This is a genomic window from Azospira inquinata, from assembly GCF_018905915.1.
GTDB classification, from domain to species: domain Bacteria; phylum Pseudomonadota; class Gammaproteobacteria; order Burkholderiales; family Rhodocyclaceae; genus Azospira; species Azospira inquinata.
On sequence record NZ_CP064782.1, the window covers coordinates 2,131,215 to 2,145,228 of the forward strand.

The 14,014-nt window shown below is 65.1% G+C and carries 11 protein-coding genes and 2 pseudogenes; 1 reads left to right on the top strand and 12 read right to left on the bottom strand.

Going from position 1 to position 14,014, the window contains the following annotated elements; translation table 11 throughout:
- Window positions 1-4 precede the first annotated feature (4 nt).
- The 5 genes from Azoinq_RS09805 to Azoinq_RS09825 all read right to left on the bottom strand — a co-directional run bounded on the left by Azoinq_RS09805 (window position 5) and on the right by Azoinq_RS09825 (window position 4,869).
- Window positions 5-373 (bottom strand): response regulator, encoded by a 369-nt coding sequence (locus Azoinq_RS09805; protein WP_216129561.1) that lies wholly within the window; start codon window positions 371-373, stop codon window positions 5-7.
- A 12-nt stretch (window positions 374-385) separates the two neighbouring features.
- Window positions 386-1,552, bottom strand: coding sequence for a methyl-accepting chemotaxis protein (locus tag Azoinq_RS09810; RefSeq protein WP_216129559.1), 1,167 nt, complete (start codon window positions 1,550-1,552; stop codon window positions 386-388).
- On the bottom strand, window positions 1,549-1,911 hold the full coding sequence (locus Azoinq_RS09815; protein ID WP_216129557.1) for a response regulator: 363 nt from the start codon (window positions 1,909-1,911) through the stop codon (window positions 1,549-1,551). The genes Azoinq_RS09810 and Azoinq_RS09815 overlap by 4 nt, the downstream gene beginning before the upstream one ends.
- 769 nt (window positions 1,912-2,680) lie before the next feature.
- Complete coding sequence (locus Azoinq_RS09820) at window positions 2,681-3,313, bottom strand: response regulator (protein ID WP_216129555.1); 633 nt, start codon at window positions 3,311-3,313, stop codon at window positions 2,681-2,683.
- Window positions 3,310-4,869, bottom strand: a complete 1,560-nt coding sequence (locus Azoinq_RS09825) for a hybrid sensor histidine kinase/response regulator (protein WP_216129553.1) — start codon at window positions 4,867-4,869, stop codon at window positions 3,310-3,312. Before Azoinq_RS09825 ends, Azoinq_RS09820 begins: the two co-directional genes overlap by 4 nt.
- A 271-nt stretch (window positions 4,870-5,140) precedes the next feature.
- Here Azoinq_RS09825 and Azoinq_RS09830 point away from each other — a divergent pair, with 271 nt between their 5' ends.
- A complete protein-coding gene (locus Azoinq_RS09830) occupies window positions 5,141-6,778 on the top strand; it encodes an acyl CoA:acetate/3-ketoacid CoA transferase (RefSeq protein ID WP_216129551.1) in 1,638 nt (545 codons plus the stop codon).
- Between the two features lie 117 nt (window positions 6,779-6,895).
- On the opposite strand, the gene Azoinq_RS09835 is transcribed toward Azoinq_RS09830, so the two are convergent.
- From Azoinq_RS09835 to moaA, 7 genes and pseudogenes are all read right to left on the bottom strand, one after another.
- Complete coding sequence (locus tag Azoinq_RS09835; protein ID WP_216129549.1) at window positions 6,896-7,825, bottom strand: SPFH domain-containing protein; 930 nt, start codon at window positions 7,823-7,825, stop codon at window positions 6,896-6,898.
- 28 nt (window positions 7,826-7,853) lie between these two features.
- Complete coding sequence (locus Azoinq_RS09840; RefSeq protein ID WP_216129547.1) at window positions 7,854-8,270, bottom strand: NfeD family protein; 417 nt, start codon at window positions 8,268-8,270, stop codon at window positions 7,854-7,856.
- A gap of 134 nt (window positions 8,271-8,404) precedes the next feature.
- Window positions 8,405-8,860, bottom strand: a pseudogene (locus tag Azoinq_RS15235) (methyl-accepting chemotaxis protein); the annotation flags it as partial.
- Window positions 8,861-9,280: 420 nt separating this feature from the next.
- Window positions 9,281-10,387, bottom strand: a pseudogene (locus Azoinq_RS15240) (FIST N-terminal domain-containing protein); the annotation flags it as partial.
- Window positions 10,388-10,613: 226 nt separating this feature from the next.
- Entirely contained in the window at window positions 10,614-11,063 is a 450-nt protein-coding gene (locus Azoinq_RS09850; protein WP_216129543.1) for a hypothetical protein, read from the bottom strand.
- Window positions 11,064-11,159: 96 nt separating this feature from the next.
- The gene (locus Azoinq_RS09855) at window positions 11,160-12,764 is read right to left on the bottom strand and encodes a methyl-accepting chemotaxis protein (RefSeq protein ID WP_216129541.1); all 1,605 of its coding nucleotides are present in this window, start codon (window positions 12,762-12,764) and stop codon (window positions 11,160-11,162) included.
- Window positions 12,765-12,925: 161 nt separating this feature from the next.
- Complete coding sequence (gene moaA / locus Azoinq_RS09860) at window positions 12,926-13,900, bottom strand: GTP 3',8-cyclase MoaA (RefSeq protein ID WP_216129539.1); 975 nt, start codon at window positions 13,898-13,900, stop codon at window positions 12,926-12,928.
- Between the last annotated feature and the right edge of the window lie 114 nt (window positions 13,901-14,014).

Consider the following 14,014-nt stretch of genomic DNA (forward strand, 5'->3'; position numbering starts at 1 on the left):
GGGTTTAGGGCAGGACCAGCTTGGCCACGGCGGCCAGCATCTGGGCGGGTTGGAAGGGTTTCACCACCCAGGCTTTGGCACCGGCGGCCTGGCCCTTCTGCTTCATGGCGTCCCCCGCTTCGGTGGTGAGCATGATCACCGGGGTGAAGCGAAGTTCGGCCCGCTTCTTCATTTCCGTGACGAAGGTGATGCCGTCCATCACGGGCATATTCACGTCGCTGATCACCAGGTGCACCTTGAGACCGTCCAGCTTGCCCAGGGCGTCCTTACCGTCACAGGCTTCCACCGTGTCGTAGCCGGCGCCTTTCAGGGCAATGCTGACAACCTGCCGCAGGGAAGCGGAGTCATCCACAATCAAGATCGTTTTTGCCATGACGGCGTCCTCCTAAAAGAAAGTGATTTCCGAGGCCTGGGGGCCCGCGGTGGCCTTGCCCTCATGGACGGCCAGTTGTTCTTCCGTGGTGTAAGTCCGGGCCAGAGCTTCCAGCCAGGCCTGGGGGTCCAGGGTGGCGGGGCCCCCCGGTTCGGTCATGGCCTGTTCCAGCTTTTCCATGTCCGCTTCCACATGACCCAGCATCTGATTCACCCGGTCCTGGAACTGGAGGGCCATGAGAGCCTCCCCCACCTCGTTCTGGATGCCGCTGCTTTCCTGGCCCAGCTGTTCCGTGGTGTCTGCCAGCTGGGTGGTGGTTTCCTCAAAGCGGCTCAGGATGTCGCTCACGGTGGTGCGAGAGCTTTCCAGGGTGGCCACGTCGGTCTGGGCCGTGGCGTCCGCCGCCTGGTTGGCTTCTTCAATGGCCTGATTGACGGCGGCGATTTTGTCGGCGATGCGTTTCCCCGTACTGGCGGAGGCGGAGGACAGCTCCCGCACCGCATCAGCCACCACGGCAAAGCCCCGCCCCGCTTCCCCAGCCCGGGCCGCCTCGATGGCGGCGTTTAAGGCCAGGAGATTGGTTTGGCCCGCAATGGCCCCCACTTCCTCGGCCATCTTGCGCAGCTCTCCGGTGAAGCCCGCCAGACGGGAGATTTCTTCCAGCATGTGGCGCTTGTGGTCCATGGAGCTTTGCAGGGAGGCCAGGAGCCCATCCAGCTCGGCCCGGCTGTGGTGCAGCAGGGCGCCCATGCTCTGGTCGCCCCCCGTGGCCTGGCAGGCCATTTCCACGGAGGCGCCCAGGCGGCTGACGATGCCGGAGAAGCGCTGGGTGGTGCCGGCAAAGCCGTTTTCCATCTGCTGGCGCACATTGACCAGATGCCGGGCCCAGATGGGCAGGATGATGCGGTGGATGCCCTGAACCTGGCTTTCCAGCTGGTGCTTTTCCGCCTCACAGCGTTGGGCCAGAGCGGCTTCCTGGGCATCCAGGGCGGCCCGTTGCCAGGCGGCGGCCTGCCGGCGCACCAGCCAGGCCCCGGCAGCGGCGCCGGACGCCAGCACCAGGGCCGGAATCAGGGCGTGCAGGGGGGCCAGCACCAGCAGGGCGCCCACCAGGCCCAGGGCCAGGGGCGTCAGCCAGATCGGCAGGGGAACCAGGGGTTCCCGGGTCGGCGTGGTCATTGCACCTCCTCCTTGGCAAGCCGGGACACCGTGTCGGTCAGGGTGTCCAGATTCACCGTCTTGTCGAAAAAGAAATCCGCCCCCAGATCCAGGCAGCGTTGCCGGAAGCCCGGATGGTTGGTGAACATGGCCACCCGGGTGCGGGGGGATTCCGCCTTGATGGTTTTCAAAAAATTCATGCCGCTGCCATCGGGCAGTTCAATGTCCAGGATGACCAGGCCCGGGGGCTGGGTCCGGAACTGGCTCAGGGCCTGGTCCAGACGGCAGGCAATGCTGGCCTGGACGCCGGGCTGGGCCTCCAGGGCCAGCCGGAGCCGCTCGCTGACCAGCTTGGAGTCTTCGACGATGAGCACTTTCATGATCTTTTCCGGTGGCTTCGGGATGGCGCCATTACACGGGAAAGCCGGGATTTGCACCGTCGGGGATTACGGAAAGTGAGCCTCGGATCAGGCTGATCCCCCTGTAGGGGATTTCATACACAGGGAAAGCCCCGTCCTTGCTGGGTTTGGGCCTTTCGCGGGGTAGGAAAAAGGAGGGGCGCCGGGGCGCATGGGAGGCAAAAAAGAAGAAAAAAAGTGGAATCGGCGTGGCGGGATGGGGCTTGGGGGAGGCGGACTACCGGGATGGGGGGAATCAGGGGGAATTCCAGCGGGGTAATGGGGGAAAACCGGGGGTATCCCCGGGATCAGCGCCGGTACGGCGGAAAGGGCGCGAGGGCCAGGAGGCGGGCTTGCCCGGATGGATTGGGTGAGTCCGGCAGGGGGGCTGGAGAGGATGCGGTGAGGGGAATGAGCAGCGGTGAGGGGAGCGCTGGCGTGGCGGCGATACAGAAATAGGGGGGCGGTGTGTGGCGGAGAAGGCGGACTACGAAGCGTTGTTAGCTGGGCGCTCTAATCCGGGGGGCTCGTCGCCCCAGGTGGCTCAGGGGCGCAGCCCTGGGAAACCTATGACGCAGTGAATGACCTGGCGGTACAGGCCAGACGGTTCAGGCAAGGGGAGGGGGAGACAATGGCGAAACGGGCAAAAGGCAGGGGAAGTAAGGCGGCTGCCGCTTCCCCTGGCCACTTCCAGACAACTCAGACGACCCAGACAAGGCCCAGTTTTTCTCGGCTTTAGCTAGCCCGACGCCTAGGCGCCCCCCAGCCCCTGTTCCAGGGCGTAGCGCAGCAGGTCCGCGTTGTTTTCCAGCCCCAGTTTCTGCATCAGCCGGGTTTTGTGGGTGGAGATGGTTTTGGAACTGACATGGAGCCGGTCCCCGATTTCCACCAGGGAGAGGCCCTTGGCCAGGAGTTGGAGCACCTCGTATTCCCGGTCCGAGAGCCGCTCCTGGGGCGCCCCTTCGTCGGCGGGGGCGCCGAACACCACCTTGTCCACCAGGGCCGGGTCGATGAACCGGCCCCCCCCCAGGATTTTGCGGATGGCTGCCAGGAGAATGTCCGGATCGCTGTCCTTGGCCACGTAGCCGGCAGCGCCCGCCTTGAGGGCCCGGGCCACCAGCTGGGTTTCGTTGTGCATGCTGAGGACCAGGATGGGCAGACCGGGCTTTTCCGCCTTGACCCGGCGGATCAGGTCCAGACCGCTGATGCCGGGCATGGACATGTCCATGACCAGCAGTTCAAAAACGGCGTGGCGCAGCTGTTCCAATACCTCCCCGCCCTGGGCGGCCTCGGCGGCCACCATCAGGCCTTCTTCCCCGGCCAGCAGTTGTTTCAGACCGCGCCGCACCACCCCGTGGTCATCGGCAATGAGCAGACGGTTCATGGCTCCAGCCCTTCTGCCAGGGGCAGGGCGAAACTGAGCCGGGTGCCCTGGCCCGGGGCGCTGTCCAGGTGTACTTCTCCCTGGAAGGCCTGGGCCCGTTCCCGGATGCCCAGCAGGCCGAAGGATTGGGGCCCCACCGTGGCCGGGTCAAAGCCCCGGCCATCGTCTTCCAGGTAGAGGGCCACCTGGGCCGGGGTGTGTTCCAGGCGAATGGAGACCCGGCTGGCCCGGGCGTGCCGGGCCACGTTGGTGAGAAATTCCTGGACCACCCGGAAGAGGGCGGTGGCCCGGGAATCGTCCAGCTCGAATTCTTCCCCCCCGTCCAGCTGGCAGCGCACGCCGTGGCGCTGCTGGAAGTCGTCCACCAGCCATTCCAGGGCCGGGCGGATGCCCAGGTTGAGCATCACCGGGCGCAGCTGGGAGGCCACCTGGCGCATCACCCGCACCGCCTCTTCCACCAGTTCCTGCATGGCGTCCAGCCGTTCTCCCAGGCCCGGGGTGCGGGCGGCCAGATCCCGGCGCAGCAGGGAAATGTCCATTTTCAGGGCGGTGAGCACGGCCCCCTGTTCGTCGTGGATTTCCCGGGCGATGCGTTTGCGCTCCGCCTCCATGGCCGCTTCCCCGTGGGCCACCAGTTCCCGCAGGTGCTGGCGGGATTCCATTAATTCCTGTTCCATGGCCTTGCGCTGGCTTAAGTCCAGGGCAAAGGACACCCCCAGTTCCCGGTTGCCGGGCAGGAGGGCACTGCCGATCAGGACCGGTATGCGGCTGCCGTCCCGGCGCAGGGCGTAGCGTTCATAGGGGGGGCAGCGGCCCCCGGCCTGGAGGGCGGCCAGGGCGGCTTCCGTAGCCTCCAGGGCTTCGGGAGGGGTGAAGTCCTGGCGCCGCAGACGGCCCTGGTCCAGGTCCTCCCGGGTCGCGCCCACTAGGTCGAGAAAGGCGTCATTGGCGTCCAGCAGGGTGCCGTCCATGCGCCAGAACATGATGCCCAGAATGTTGGAATCCACCAGGCAGTGGATCAGGGCTTCCCGCTCTTCCAGGGCCTGCCGGGCCTGGACCAGGGAGCGCTGTTCGTCTTGCAGGCGCAGGCGGGTGGCGGCCAGCTCCCGGGCCCGTTCCTCCGCCCGCCGTTCCAGGGAGCGGCGCAGATCGTAGAGGGCCAGGTGGGTGCTCACCCGGGCCTGGACCTCTTCGGCCTGGATGGGCTTGCTCAGGTAGTCCACTCCTCCCAGTTCAAAAGCCTTGATGCGTTCTTCCAGGCCGCTGGCGGCGCTGATGAACATGACCGGGATGAGGGCCGTGTCCGGATCGGCCTTGAGCCGGGAGCAGAGTTCGAAACCATCCATGTCCGGCATCTGGATGTCCAGCAGAATCAGGTCCGGGGTTTCCTCCGCCATGCGGGCGAAGGCCTCCTCCGCATTGGCGGCGGTCTGGACCCGAAAGCCCCGGCGGCGCAGCAGCTGGTGCAGCAGGTGGCGATCCAGGGGGGAGTCATCCACCAGCAGAATGGGGCCTTGGGGGATATCCGAAGGCGGGGCGGCGAGGGGCTCGGACACGGAAATTCCTTTCGGGAAGCGCGGGGGCGTCAAGGGACGTGTTGCCGGAGGGCCTATTTTGACGTCATTCCCGGCCCCGTAACAAGAGGCGGCCCTCTGGCGCCGTCCCCACTCCTTTGTGGTGCGCTGCGTCAATCAGGAAAACCCTGATAGCGGCAGGGGCAAAGCCGGGGCGACAATCCACCGTCCCCCAAGCCTTTCCTGGGGTTGCAGGTCGGCCCGCCTCCGGTGCCGCCCCTTTTCCGTCTTATTTCTCTTCATGGAGCGAGTCATGCAGCAATCCCCCCGACAGGCGGCCGCCGCCCTGCGTACCCCGGACAAAGGCAAAGTGGTTTCGGCCGGTGAGGCCGTCAAACTGATCCGGGAAGGGGATACGGTGGCCGTGGGCGGTTTTGTCGGTATCGGGGTGGTGGAAACCCTGATGAAGGCGGTGGAACGGAATTTCATGAATGTGGAAGGGGACGGGGAAGGCTCCGGCCCGGCCAATCTGACCCTGGTGTTTGCCGCCGGGCAGGGGGATGGGAAGGACAAGGGCTTGAACCATCTGGCCCACGAAGGTCTGGTGAAGGCGGCGGTGGGCGGCCACTGGGGCCTGGTGCCCAAGTTGCAGAAGCTGGCGGTGGAAAACCGCATCGAAGCCTGGAACCTGCCCCAGGGCGTGGTTTCCCATCTGCTCCGGGACATTGCGGCGGGCAAGCCGGGCACCCTGACCCGGGTTGGCCTGGGTACCTTTGTGGACCCCCGCTTCGGCGGCGGCAAGCTTAACCCCATGACCACCCGGGACCGGGTGCGGGTCTTGGAAATCGACGGGGAGGAATACCTGTTCTACCAGGCCTTCCCCATCCAGGTGGCCCTGATCCGGGGCACCACCGCCGATCCGGACGGCAATATCACCCTGGAGCGGGAAGCCCTGACCCTGGAAACCCAGGCCATGGCCATGGCCGCCCACAATTCGGGGGGCATCGTCATTGCCCAGGTGGAGCGCATTGCGGACCGGGGGTCCCTCAATTCCCACCAGGTGAAGGTGCCGGGCATTCTGGTGGATTGCGTGGTGCTGGCGGAAAGCGCGGAAGACCACATGCAGACCCTGGTGGAGGACTATAACCCCTCCTATTCCGGGGAAATCCGGGTGCCCATGGCCAATATTCCTCCCATGCCCCTGGATATCCGCAAAATCATCGCCCGCCGGGCGGCCTTTGAGCTCCAGCCCAATATTGTGGTCAATCTGGGCATCGGCGTCCCGGAAGGGGTGGGAGCCGTGGCGGCGGAAGAGCAGATGCTGGACCTTATGACCCTCACCACGGAGCCCGGGGCCATCGGCGGTATGCCCGTGTCCGGCCTCAATTTCGGCACCTCGGTGAATGCGGCGGCGATCATGGATCAGCCTGCCCAGTTTGATTTCTACGACGGGGGCGGCATCGACATGGCCTTCCTGGGCTTGGCCCAGGCCGATGCCCAGGGCAATCTCAACGTTTCCCGCTTCGGCTCCCGCCTGGCCGGGGCCGGCGGCTTCATCAATATCAGCCAGAACACCCGGAAAATCGTTTTCGTCGGCACCTTCTCCACCGGCAGTCTGGCCGTGGAAGTGGCCCATAACGGCCTGCATATCCTGCGGGAAGGCACGGTGCGCAAGTTCGTCCAGGAAGTGGAACACCGCACCTTCAGCGGCACGGTGGCCCGGCGCAACGGTCAGGAGGTGCTCTACATCACGGAACGCTGCGTCTTCCGCCTGAGTCCGGACCAGGAAGGCCTGGAACTGATGGAAATCGCCCCCGGGGTGGATCTGGAGCGGGACATTCTCGCCCATATGGATTTCACCCCCCTCATGCCCCAGGCGCCCAAGCTCATGGACGCCCGGATTTTCCGGGACGCCCCCATGGGCCTGCGCCCGGTGATCGAGGGCCGCTAAAGCGGGGCCCCCCAATCCAGGGCCGGGGCTTCAAACCCGGTCCGACCCTTTTCCTCCTCTTCCTCCTTTGTGAGGAATTCGGCCAGGCTTGCCTGGCCGCTTTTTTTGCTTCAGCCCCTAGTGGTTGGGGGTGGGGGCGTTGCCGGTCTGCACCACCTTCATGGCGGAGGCGATGAGGGTGGAAATGTCCCCCAGGTTGGCAGGCACGATCAGGGTGTTGCCCTGTTTGGCCAGATTGGCGAAGGCCGCCACGTATTGTTCCGCCACCTTAAGATTGACGGCTCCGGCACCTCCCGGGGCATTGACGGCCTGGGCCACCCGCAGCAGGGCTTCTGAGGTGGCTTCCGCCACCAGTTTGACCGATTCCGCTTCCCCCTTGGCCTTGTTGATGGCGGCGGTCATGGCTCCTTCCGACAGGGCGATGGAGGCCTGTTTCTTGCCCTCGGCCAGGTTGATTTCCTTTTGCCGTTCCCCTTCGGATTCAGCGATCTTGGCCCGCTTTTCCCGCTCCGCCGTAATCTGGAGCTGCATGGCCCGAAGCACGGATTCGGGGGGCACGATGTCCTTGATTTCGTAGCGCAGCACCTTCACCCCCCAGGTGCTGCTGGCCTCGTCCAGGGCCGCCACCACGGACTTGTTAATGGCATCCCGGTCTTCCAGGAGCTTGTCCAGGTCCCGCTTGCCCACTTCGGAGCGGAGGGTGGTCTTGGCCAGCTGCTCAATGGCCTGTTCGTAATTGGAGGCGCCGTAGGAGGCCTGCTTGGGGTCGGTGACCTGGTAGTAAAGAATGCCGTCGATCTGCACCTGGGTGTTGTCGTGGGTGATACACACCTGGGGATCCACGTCGTAGGGGAATTCCTTGAGGGAATGGCGGTAAGCGATGCGGTCGATGAAGGGCACCAGGAAGTGGAGCCCGGCGGTCAGGGTCTCGTGGTAGCTGCCCAGGCGTTCCACCACAAAGACGCTTTGCTGGGGCACGATCTGGATCATGCGCAGGACAAAAACGCCGGCGGCGATGACCAGGGCCAGGGAAAAATAGAAACTCATGGAACTCCTCCTTCAAAGGATGGAAAGATCAGCGGGGCGCCACCACCAGGGTGGAGCCCTCCGTGGCGACAATGGTGAGCAGTCCCCCTTCGGTGACCGCCGGCGCCGTCTCCGGGGTGGCCAGCCGGGCAGGCCATTCCGTGCCCCGCCAGCGCACCCGCAGGCGCCCCGCCGGGTCGGGCAGCTGGCAGGCGGTGACCTCCTGACCCAGGGCCGGATTGTCGTCCGCCGAGGAGGGCTGGCGGCGCAAGCGCAGCCGGGCTACCAGGGTGCCCGCCACCGCCCCCAGGGCGAAAACGGTGATCTGGAGGGCTTCACCCCCATCCCCCAGCCAGGCCAGCAGGGCGGCCACCCCCGCCCCCAGGGCAGCAAAGAGCAGGGCCAGGGTGCCGGTGGCGATTTCCAGGGCCAGACACAGAGCGGCCAACATAAGCCAGTACCACATGGATTCCTCCAGAAGGGGCTAGGGGTAAACCCAAAACGGCGCCAAGGATGACACCGTCCTGGATGAAAGGGAAGGGACAGAAGGCGATGGATAGGGCCGGGGCGCCGGGTGGTCCCCGGCAGGGGCCGTCAGCCCTAGAGCTTGGCGATCAGGTCTTGGAGAAACTGCAACTGGCCCAGGGATTGGCTCATGGAAGACATCTGGGCCGTCAGGTCCTGGAGACCGCCCAGGCCTTGGGCCATGGAGGCCCGCTCTTCCTGGGCGGCGGTGGACATTGCCTGCATCTGGGAGGAGGCGGCCTCGCTTTTTTCCGCCAGGGTCTCCATATCGGACATGGAGCCTTCCGCCACCTGACGGATGTGGCTGATTTTCTCCACCGCCTGGCGAATGCTCTTGGCCGTGGCGTCCGCCTGGTCCTTGGAGGACTGGGCCAGCTTGCGCACCTCGTCGGCCACCACGGCAAAGCCCCGGCCCGCTTCCCCGGCCCGGGCCGCCTCGATGGCAGCGTTCAGGGCCAGGAGATTGGTCTGGTCGGCGATGGCGCTGATGCCCCCGGTAATGCGGCTAATGGCCTCGGAAATCTGTTGCAGGTCATCCAGGCTCACATTGAGACTTTCCTGGCTGCTGCGGGAACTGGCTGCCGTTTCCCCCACCTCCTTGATGCGCCCCAGGGCCTGTTCCAGTGCCGTGGCCTGGTGTTCCGCCGCATTCTGCAAGGCGGGCAGGGCGGCTAGCAGGGGCTCGATATGCTCCTGATAGGAAAAGGCCTGACCCACGATGCGGGTCTGGATGGCGTTCAGGGCCTCCCAGCGGGACAGGGCCCGGGAGCTGTAGTGGGCGGCGTAGCCCGCGTAGTGGACGGGGAAAGCGTCCAGGTAGTCGTTGCGGAAATCTTCCCCGGCCCGGAAAAACACCAGGGCGGAGAGGGTCTGGTTCATGGGAATGCCCAGAATTTCCCCAAAGGTGGAGAAGCCCGCCGCCGGGGTGCCGTCAAAAAATCGGGCCTGGCCCAGCTGGGCCCCGTTGCCCACCCGGCGCAGGACGCAGTCGTTGAGCAGCATGGCGGCGGGGCGGGGCTTGCCCTGGAGAAAATGCTGCCAGTCCGCCTCCGTGGTGCGGAGAAAGTCCTTGGCCTTGAGCAGGTGCAGCCGGTCGCCGAATTCGATATCGCAGAAAAAGTTGATCTGGCCCGCCCCCAGACTGGAAACGGAGCGGATGAACATTTTGTTTTCCACGGACACGGCGAAGGTATAGCCCTCCAGGGCCTTGCCCAGCTGACCCACGGGGCAGTGGAAATGGGCCGCCAGGGCTTCCGGGAAAGGCTGGCTGCGGCCATTGTCGTCAAAAACGCTGGTGACGGAGCGGGCCACCGGGTCCGCTTCCCCCACCAGCCAGCTCTTGCCCGTGGGCTCGAAATTGTGGGTGCGGAAGGGGGTGAAGCGGATGCCCGGCCGGGTTTTGCAGAAAATCACCAGGGCCTGGCCGGATAGGGGCCGGGTGCCGTCCTGGATGTAGGTGCCGGAAAAATCCAGTTTGCCCCCCGCCGAGCCGCCGATGGCCAGACAGGGGAAGCGCCCGCACTCATACCAGGCGCGCATGAGAAAACCTTCCGAAGCGGAGAGGCCATCGCAGAACACCAGGGCGAAGGTGTTGTGGCTTTCAATGGGGAATTTGAGATTGATCCGTTCCAGTTCCTGGCGGGTGCGGGCCGTGCGTTCCGAGGCTCGTCCCCCTTCCGCCGTGTGCAGATTGATGTGGAAGGTCTGGGTATCCGCCAGCAGGGCGTCGGAGAGCCAGAGAAAGCTGCCGATCCGGTCCCCCGGATTGGCGCCGCAATAAACGCTGCCCGACCCGGTGCATAGGGCGCCGGAAGAAGACAGGACGGCCACCTGACGGCCCTGGCCCAGGGCGGCGAGCCGGTCGGCCACGGGGGAAAAATTGACGTGGGGCGGGACAAAGGCCAGGAGCAGGCCGCCGCTCCCCGGGGGAATGCCCAGCTGGGCCAGGTCTCCGGGCAGGGCCCCCGTATCCAGGGGGCCCCCTGCAGTGAGACTGTCCGTCGGTGCGTCCTGGCGGGGAGTGTGGGGGGCGGTGCGACCAAATAGACGGTCGAACATGGTCGGGTCTCCTTCAGCTGCGGTTTCCGGACTCTGGCGGGGTAGGCCTGTTGTTATGGGGCAGGGTGGCCTACCCACACTGTACAAGAAATCCGGGGGGCGGGAGGAGTGACGGATAGCCGCCGGGCCCTCGCCGGGGGCGGTCGGTGGTGGCCAGAAGCAGAGGGCGGCAGGAGGGGGCGCGGCAGATGGCCCGGGGCAGGCGGCGGCGCCCGGTGCGAGGGTATTAGTTGGTGGGGGGACGGTCTTCCGGCAATTCGATGAAATGGGCGTGGAGCCAGTCCTTGTCCAGGCCCCACTGCACCTCCGTGATGCCGGGCTGGGACAGGACGATGGCCCGGGCTTCTCCCTGGACCGCCGCCAGCTGGTGCTCGGCGGCCTGGAAGGCCGGGTCATTGGGATTCTGGGTGTCCAGCTTGGGATAGAGGGCGGCCAGCATTTTTGCGGCGGGCACATCCGTGTTCCGGGGGGTGCTCAGGGTGGCCACCCCGTGATCCACCTTCATGACCCAGAATTGGTAGGGGTAGGCTTTGAGCTGGGGACTGCCCTTGTCCTGCAAAACGTGGGTGATATGGCGGGCCGTGCTGTCCGGGGACCGGATGTACCAGTCCAGGGCGATGACGCCGAGGAGGAAAATGAGCAGCCAGTAAGGTTTTTTCAGGGTGAAGTGGGCCATGGGGTTCTCCGCAAAACGGAGGCTATATTACTCCCCGCTAATGGAGCCGGGGGCCCGGACCGGGCCGTCCCCCTTTTCCCCATGGGCCGGTCAGCCCTAGGCCCCGTCGATGTACTGGAAGTAGCCCACCAGCTTTTGCAGATCCTGGGCGATGGCCTGCATCCGGGCGGTTTTCACATTCACCGCCCCAATGGCTTCCGCCGTGCGGTGAATGCCCTGGACGATGCCGTCCACCCGGTGGGCGATGTCTTCCCCGGTCTTGGATTCCTGTTCCGTGGAACTGGCGATCTGGTGGGAGAGCTGGACCACCGCTTCCCCCTGATCCGCCACCTGGCCCAGGCTGCCCTGGGCCGTTTCCATGGCCTGATCCGTGGCGGAGACATGCTGGACCGCCGTCTGCATGCTGCCCACGGCCTGCTGGGCCCGCTGCTGGACCTGCTCCACGGACGCGGTGATTTTTTCCGTCTGCTGACCCGAATGCTCCGCCAGTTTGCGCACCTCGTCCGCCACCACGGCAAAGCCCCGGCCCGCTTCCCCGGCCCGGGCCGCTTCGATGGCCGCGTTCAGGGCCAGGAGATTGGTCTGGTCGGAAATGCTGCGGATGGCGGCGGAGACCTCTCCAATGGCCGTAATGGCGGAGGAAAGTTCCTGCATGGTGGCTTCCGTAGCATTGACTACCTGGACCACATTGGCGGAGGCATGACGGCTATCCGCCATGCCCGCAGTGGCGGAGGCCAGCAATTCCCGGGAGGCGATGACCGCCTGTTCCGCCTGGCGGGAGCTGACCGCCACCTCTTCCACGGAGGCGGCCATTTCTTCCACGGAGGCGGCGATCTGGCCCGCCAGGGTGGCCTGTTCGTTGGAAACGGCGAAGGTTTCCCCCATGGCCCCATTCACCTGGGCGGCGGTCTGTTCCACCGTGTCCGCCGCTTCCCCCACCTCCGCCATCATGGCCTTGAGGTGGGTCTGCATGGTGATCAGGGCGTCGTTGAGGCGGCCCAGCTCCGTGTCCGCGCTCAAGGGAATGGGATCGGTGAGGACCCCCTGGCCGATCCGGTCCATACGCCGGTGCAGCACGGCCACGCCGGCCAGGATTTTGTGTTGGGTAAAGTAGAGGTAGGCCCCCAGTCCCAGGCCCACCAGAGCCAGGAGGGGCGTGGCCACCCCTGGATTGCCCACCAGGGGCAGGGCCAGGAGTCCAAGCTGGGTGGCGGCCAGGGTGCCCAGGGCGAGCTTAAAGCGGCTGCCGTAGCCCCAATGGTGTTCCAGCTTAGGGGGGCGGGGGGGCTTTCCCTGGCGATTCAACTGTTGATAGAGGGCTTCTGCTTCCCGTATCTGGGTCCGGCTGGGTTCGGTGCGCACCGACATGTAGCCGATGGTTTGGTTGTTTTTGCGCACCGGGACGATGAGGGCTTCCACCCAGTAGTGGTCCCCGTTCTTGCACCGGTTTTTCACCAGCCCCCGCCAGGGGCGCCCGGCTTGGACCGTCTGCCAGAGTTCCTGGAAGGCCACGGGGGGCATGTCCGGGTGGCGGATGAGGTTGTGGTTTTTGTGCAGCAGTTCTTCCCGGCTGAAGCCGGAAATGTCCACAAAGGTGTCGTTAACGAAGGTGATGAGGCCTTTGAGATCCGTCCGGGAAACGATGTAACTGCCCTTGGGAAACGGCCGCTCAATCTGACTAACCGGTAGATTCTGCTTCATAGAATAGTGTTTATTTTGATCCCTGAAGCGCCATGTTAAGGGGGGAGAAGGGGGTTTTTTGCGGATTATTTCTCAGAATAAAAAAAATCTATCGAATAATAACTTCTCCATAATCTTCTTATATTCTTACGGCATTTTCCAAGGGCATAGCCCCTCCCGGCTCAGCCGCCTGTGGCGGACATGAAGCGCACAATCTTGCCCGGTGCCTCGCAAAAATCGTGCTTTTCCGGCTTCAGATCCACCGCCCGGCGAATGGCGATTTCCAGCTCCTGATCGCTACATCCGTCCCGCAACAGGGGGCCCAGGGGAAAACTCTGCTCCTGGCCCAGGCAGAGGTAGAGGGTGCCGTCCACCGCCAGCCGTACCCGGTTGCAGGTGGCGCAGAAATGCTGGGAAAGGGGGGTGATGAGGCCCAGGGTGAAACTCCGGTCCGGGGTGCTCCAGTAGCGGGCCGGGCCGCCCCCCAGGTCCAGGGCCTGGGGTTCCAGGGCAAAGCGTCCCTGCAATTCCTTGAGAATGGCCTGGAGATCCGCTCCCCGAGTCTGGCGCCCGGTACTGCCCATGGGCATGGCCTCGATGAGGCGCAGGACAAAGCCCTGGTCCATGCAAAAGGCCACCATGTCCCCCACGTCCCGGTCGTTGAGGCCGGCCATGGGCATCATGTTGATTTTGATGCGCTGGAAGCCGGCGGCCCGGGCCGCCCGGAGCCCGTCCAGCACCTGATCCAGACAGGGGCTGCCGGTAATTTCCGCCAGACAGTCGGGGCGCAGGGAATCCAGGCTCACATTGAGCCGTTTGAGCCCGGCCTGGCGCAGGGCGTCCGCCTGGGGCGCCAGCTGGGTGGCGTTGGTGGACAGGGAGAGGTCTTCAATGCCGGGCAGGGCGGCCAGATCGGCTACCAGCTCGGGCAGGTGGCGGCGCAGCAGGGGTTCCCCCCCGGTGAGGCGCAGGCGGCGGGTGCCCAGGCGGGCAAAGGCGGCGGCTACCCGGGTGATTTCGGCAAAGCTCAGCCAGTGTTCCGGAACCTGGAAACCCTTGAAGCCCTTGGGCAGGCAATAGAGGCAGCGCAGGTCGCACCGGTCGGTGACGGAGATGCGCAGATAGTCGATGGTCCGGCCAAATTGGTCCGCCAGCATGGCAGGGCTCCTTTTTTCCACATTCCTGGCGGATTGTAGAAAGGCAAGGGGCGTTTGCTAGCTGGTAGGAGGAGTTAGAAAGCCTAGTCCATTGGGAGTAGGGCCGGGGGATAG

Coding starts and splice junctions, on each gene's coding strand:
- Azoinq_RS09805 (WP_216129561.1), bottom strand. CDS start 373: ATGGCAAAAACGATCTTGATTGTGGATGACTCCGCTTCCCTGCGGCAG.
- Azoinq_RS09810 (WP_216129559.1), bottom strand. CDS start 1,552: ATGACCACGCCGACCCGGGAACCCCTGGTTCCCCTGCCGATCTGGCTG.
- Azoinq_RS09815 (WP_216129557.1), bottom strand. CDS start 1,911: ATGAAAGTGCTCATCGTCGAAGACTCCAAGCTGGTCAGCGAGCGGCTC.
- Azoinq_RS09820 (WP_216129555.1), bottom strand. CDS start 3,313: ATGAACCGTCTGCTCATTGCCGATGACCACGGGGTGGTGCGGCGCGGT.
- Azoinq_RS09830 (WP_216129551.1), top strand. CDS start 5,141: ATGCAGCAATCCCCCCGACAGGCGGCCGCCGCCCTGCGTACCCCGGAC.
- Azoinq_RS09835 (WP_216129549.1), bottom strand. CDS start 7,825: ATGAGTTTCTATTTTTCCCTGGCCCTGGTCATCGCCGCCGGCGTTTTT.
- Azoinq_RS09840 (WP_216129547.1), bottom strand. CDS start 8,270: ATGTGGTACTGGCTTATGTTGGCCGCTCTGTGTCTGGCCCTGGAAATC.
- Azoinq_RS09850 (WP_216129543.1), bottom strand. CDS start 11,063: ATGGCCCACTTCACCCTGAAAAAACCTTACTGGCTGCTCATTTTCCTC.
- Azoinq_RS09855 (WP_216129541.1), bottom strand. CDS start 12,764: ATGAAGCAGAATCTACCGGTTAGTCAGATTGAGCGGCCGTTTCCCAAG.
- moaA (WP_216129539.1), bottom strand. CDS start 13,900: ATGCTGGCGGACCAATTTGGCCGGACCATCGACTATCTGCGCATCTCC.